Source organism: Gilliamella sp. Bif1-4 (assembly GCF_001690535.1).
GTDB lineage: Bacteria > Pseudomonadota > Gammaproteobacteria > Enterobacterales > Orbaceae > Gilliamella > Gilliamella bombi.
The window spans coordinates 1-4,687 of record NZ_LZHC01000096.1 but is presented as its reverse complement, the minus strand read 5'-3'; the positions used below and the strand labels follow the sequence as shown (position 1 = coordinate 4,687).

The following is a 4,687-nucleotide window of genomic DNA, read 5'->3' as shown; positions in this document are numbered from 1 at the left end:
ATAAAGACTGACCATTTGGTGTTTAAAATCATCTGTGAATGTTCGTCTTTTGCGTTTAATCTTATTCATATTTGTTCCTTTTTTAGTTGTGATAAGTTTACCTTACCCCTTAAAAAAGTTGTATGAATTAGTGTAGCCTATCCACTCCATTTACCTTGTGTCACTAAGTCATTTATATTTATTGAGTCGCTTAATGGCGGGACTATCATTTCAATATCAGCAAAAGTACCCCATGCATTAGGTAACTCGATTGGCGCTGTCGGTGATGAAGGATTATTTTGCGGTGTGAATGTTCGGCCGTCTGATAACTTAATACCTAATAATTTCCTTATTTCAGTCACTTTAGTAACACCGCCATCAATAGTTAAATAAGGCGCAGTACCATGAATGCGCTCAGAAGTCGTGGCCGATAATGCCTGCGATTCTAAAGAGTACGGCAATAACAACAACGGTGCTAATGCCAATGGGATTTTTGAAAATAATTTTGTGAATAATTTCGAAAATATAAATAAGTTTCGAGTAAAAACTTGTCGAATAGGATTATTTGATAAATTTAAGACATAGGTTTGCCAGTGCTTGTGCCTAAAATGGTACTGCATTTCGTTTCACCTATCAAGTAATATTTTGTTTTATTTGAATTTTTTATAATTATTTGCTTGTTTGATAAGCTCATTTTTCTGAAGCGATGAAAGTATAGCCGTTTAAGGGGTGATTGACTAGTTTTTTTGGCGGACTTTTTTGTAAAGAAATGTAAAGATGAAAACGATTGGCTTTAGAGATAAGTAAATTTTTTAATTAAAATAGGGTGTTAGCTTTAGGACTTTTTGATTTTTGCAGAATAATTAATATTGCTAATAACATCTAAAACACAAACACACCCAACAGCCCAGTTTGGCGTACTAACTTTACTTCGTTATCGGCATATTTTGATGCTGTGATAAGGCAAGCATATTAGCATTGTGGTGCTATAAGCATGTTTTTTTTGCTCTAAAAATCGCTCAGGTATACCATTGATTTTATTGAAGTTTTTGTTTGAATTCTTAAATAAAATAAAACAATTATAGGCTAGTTATTTTTTTATTACGTTGAATTTGGTTTTTTAAGAAATAAAAAATCGCTTTTGTTATTTGATAATAGCTATTAATAACAACTTGTTAATAACAGTCAGTTAATAACAAAAGCGCAAGCTTTTAAGTCGTATCGGTCGGGGTGCTATTTTAATTTTCTGCCATTAAAGCGCAAGGCTCGCAGGCTTTGCCTGCTCAGCGCCCTCCTACGTCTACAAATTAAAAAATAAACACTAAGGTGTGGTACAAATACCATACCTGTCGAGAAAGTCCTTATTGCTGTCCACATAGCCATCGTTTGAGTTAACGGCGAAGTGTTTATCGCCTCCTATAGCGTCACTCGTCCAATGATCGAAATAGAGAAAACCTGCATCGGCATAATTATTCATGTAACCCCACTCTGTGAACAAACCTGCACCAATTTGACGCTGGTAATGATTACCAGATGACGGCGGCGTAGCGCCAACAGCTCCAGTACAAGGGAAAGCAGGATTAACCCCCACTCCAGAACAAACTGCGTTAGTTACCTCATTGACCCGTGAAAGATGGTATCCCAAACTACGGCACCAAGCGGCCTGCTCAGAGACAGAAAACCTTTTATCTGCTCGATGAACAAACCACTGTCTCAACTCAAATCCATACCTCACCTCATTACCACTACTATCCCTTCCCACCAACTCAAACCTCTGTGGTAAAGATGGCACGGTAATTTGACCAGGATTACTTGAACTTATCTGACTACTACTTGCCCTTGGACCATGCAACGTTACCCGTGTTACATATTTTGATTTATCGGTAATCCATTTATCACCTTGGTTCGGCAACCTCCAACTCACTGTTGCATTTATACTACCACTCGTGTTAACTGTCCAACTCAACTGACTTGCATATATTCCACCTATGTCCAAATCAAAAAACAAGCCATCTGCACCAGTCGTTGGAAAATTTAAATCGTAAAATGATGGGTTTGTTGACTGAACTAAAAAACCCTTAGCTGGATCCCATATGTTAGCAGGACCAGCGAAGCGTGGGTCGTCCCAATCCAAGCCAGTTGTTCCACCCAACAACAAATTCGGCCTGACCGAACAAATAACGGGCGGTGAAGGTGGTGTGATATAATACTCCGCTGTTCCTCCACTAAAAGTACTACTATCTGGCAAACCATATTGTGTAGCTAAATTCCCTCCAGTACTACTTAAAGTTACCTTATAAGGTGCATTACATATATCTAATGCATCACTACGATTAATGGTATTGCCATCTTTATCCGTTATTGCTAACGATATACTTCCTGATGCAGTAACTTCACCTGCTCCCTGTCCATCCCCATCATCATCGCCCCAATTACCTTGTGTTACTAAGTCATTTATATTTATTGAGTCGCTTAATGGCGGGACTATCATTTCAATATCAGCAAAAGTACCCCATGCATTAGGTAACTCGATTAGCGCGGTTGGTGATGAAGGATTATTTTGCGGTGTGAATGTTCGGCCGTCCCATAATTTAATACTTAATAAGTCGTCTGTGGTAGTCAATTTGGTAGTACCGCCATCAATAGTTAAATAAGGCGCAGTACCGTGAATGCGCTCAGAAGTCGTGGCCGATAGTGCCTGCGATTCTAAAGAGTACGGCAATAACAACAACGGCGCTAATGCCAATGGGATTTTTGAAAATAGTTTTGTGGATAATTTCGAAAATAATTCGAGAAATAATTCGAGAAATAATTTGGAAGGTATAAATAAGCTTCGAGTAAAAACTTGTCGAATAGGATTATTTGATAAATTTAAGACATAAGTTTGCTTGTGCCTAAAAGGGTACTGCATTTCGTTTCACCTACAATTAATATTTTGTTTTATTTGAATTTTTATGTTTATTTGCTTATTTAATAAGCTCATTTTTCTAAAGCGATGAAAGTATAGCCGTTTAAGGAATGATTGACTAGTTTTTTTGCGAACTTTTTTGTAAAGAAATGTAAAGAAATGTAAAGATGAAAACAGTTCAGCTTTATAGATAGGTGAATTTTATAATTAAAATAGGGTATTAGCTTTAGGACTTTTTGATTTTTGCGGAATGATTAATATTGCTGATAACATCTAAAACACAAACACACCCAACAGCCCAGTTTGGCGTGCTAGCTTTATTTCGTTATCGGTATATTTTGATGCTGTGATAAGGCAGGCATATTAGCATTGTGGTGCTATAAGCATGTTTTTTTGCTCTAAAAATCGCTCAGGTAGACCATTGATTTTATTGAAGTTTTTATTTGCATTTTTAAATAAAATCAATCTTTTATAGGATAGTTTTTTATTACATTGAATTTGGCTTTTTAATAAAAGCGCTTTTGTTATTTGATAATAGTTATTTTAATAATAACTTGTTAATAACAGTCAGTTAATAGCAAAAGCGCAAGCTTGAAAATTGTATCGGTCGAAGCATTGTTTTGACTTTCAGTCATTAAAGCGCTAGGTTCACAGACTTTGCCTGCTCAGCGCCCCAACTTACGCGGGGGCTTTATTCTTTGTTATATTATCCTCTCAAGCACCGTAACCCCCTTCCGCGCCCTAAGGATTAAGAACTAAACGCTAAAAGCTAAGGTGCGGTGCAAAGGCCATAGCGGGAGTCGCTGGCACTGAGGCTGAAGACGAAGCCGTAGCGCGAGTCGACAGGGAACTGGTAGCTACCTGTAGCGTCGCTCGTCCAGTAGCCGGTGCTGACGAAGCCCGCATCAGTGTAGTTGCTCATGGTGCCCCACTCCGTGAAAAAGCCAGCGCCTATGTGACGCTTGTAATGATTATCTGATGAACTAGGTGCTGCGCCTAAATTATTATAGTTTGCATTGGTTAAATCTCTTACCCGTGGCATTCGATAACCCAAACTATTACACCATGCTAAATGGTCACTATAAATGCTCCATCGACGACCCCGATTGACGAACCACTGCCTTAATACAAATCCATATTTTACTACCTCAACGCCATATATATCTCTACCCACTAACTCAAACGTCTGCGGTAACTGTGGCTTAGCTATTTGACTAGGTTTAGGATTATTCCTTTGAGTTCTTGCCTCTGGACCTGTTAACTTAACACGGGCTACAACTCCCCAATCTTCATAAGGAAGCCACCAATCCTTAGCTACAACATTTGTCACTGTTGCAGTAATTCCCCCCAAAGTAACGGGTTCCCATGTCAATTCTTCTGGTTCTATTCCTGTTATGAGTAAATCAAAATATAAATTATGCGCACCTGTGGTCGGGAAATTTTGATTGTATGATTCAGGATTGATAGATTGAACTAAAAAGCCCTTCTTAAGATTCCATATGTCAGCTGGGCCTGCATATATCCCAACCCCCCGTTCTAGATTCGGCCTTGCATAATTGATAACTGCCGACGGTAGCATTATTGCATCACTACGATTATCCGCTCGATATTTTTTACCATTCGCCTGTACATTCCATAAAGATGACAATAATAACAGCCCCAACACCAATAAGCTTTTTCGGGACAATTTCGATAATAAGTTGAGAGATAATTTCGAAGATATAAATAAGTTTCGTGCAAAAACTCGTCGAATAGAATTATTTAATAAATTTAAGACATAGGTTTGCCAGGCCTTGTGCC

At 38.2% G+C, this 4,687-nt stretch carries 3 protein-coding genes; all 3 read right to left on the bottom strand.

Annotation, left to right across the window (positions count from 1 at the left end; translation table 11 throughout):
- Positions 1 to 137: 137 nt before the first annotated feature.
- Positions 138 to 599: a hypothetical protein gene (locus tag A9G25_RS12140; RefSeq protein WP_065626272.1), complete on the bottom strand. Its 462-nt coding sequence runs from the start codon at positions 597 to 599 to the stop codon at positions 138 to 140.
- Positions 600 to 1,300: 701 nt separating this feature from the next.
- On the bottom strand, positions 1,301 to 2,890 hold the full coding sequence (locus A9G25_RS12135) for a hypothetical protein (protein WP_065627100.1): 1,590 nt from the start codon (positions 2,888 to 2,890) through the stop codon (positions 1,301 to 1,303).
- A 766-nt stretch (positions 2,891 to 3,656) separates the two neighbouring features.
- Positions 3,657 to 4,687, bottom strand: a 1,031-nt coding sequence (locus tag A9G25_RS12130) for a hypothetical protein (RefSeq protein WP_218057627.1), incomplete at its 5' end; no start/stop codon positions are given.

Coding starts and splice junctions, on each gene's coding strand:
- A9G25_RS12140 (WP_065626272.1), bottom strand. CDS start 599: ATGCAGTACCATTTTAGGCACAAGCACTGGCAAACCTATGTCTTAAAT.
- A9G25_RS12135 (WP_065627100.1), bottom strand. CDS start 2,890: ATGCAGTACCCTTTTAGGCACAAGCAAACTTATGTCTTAAATTTATCA.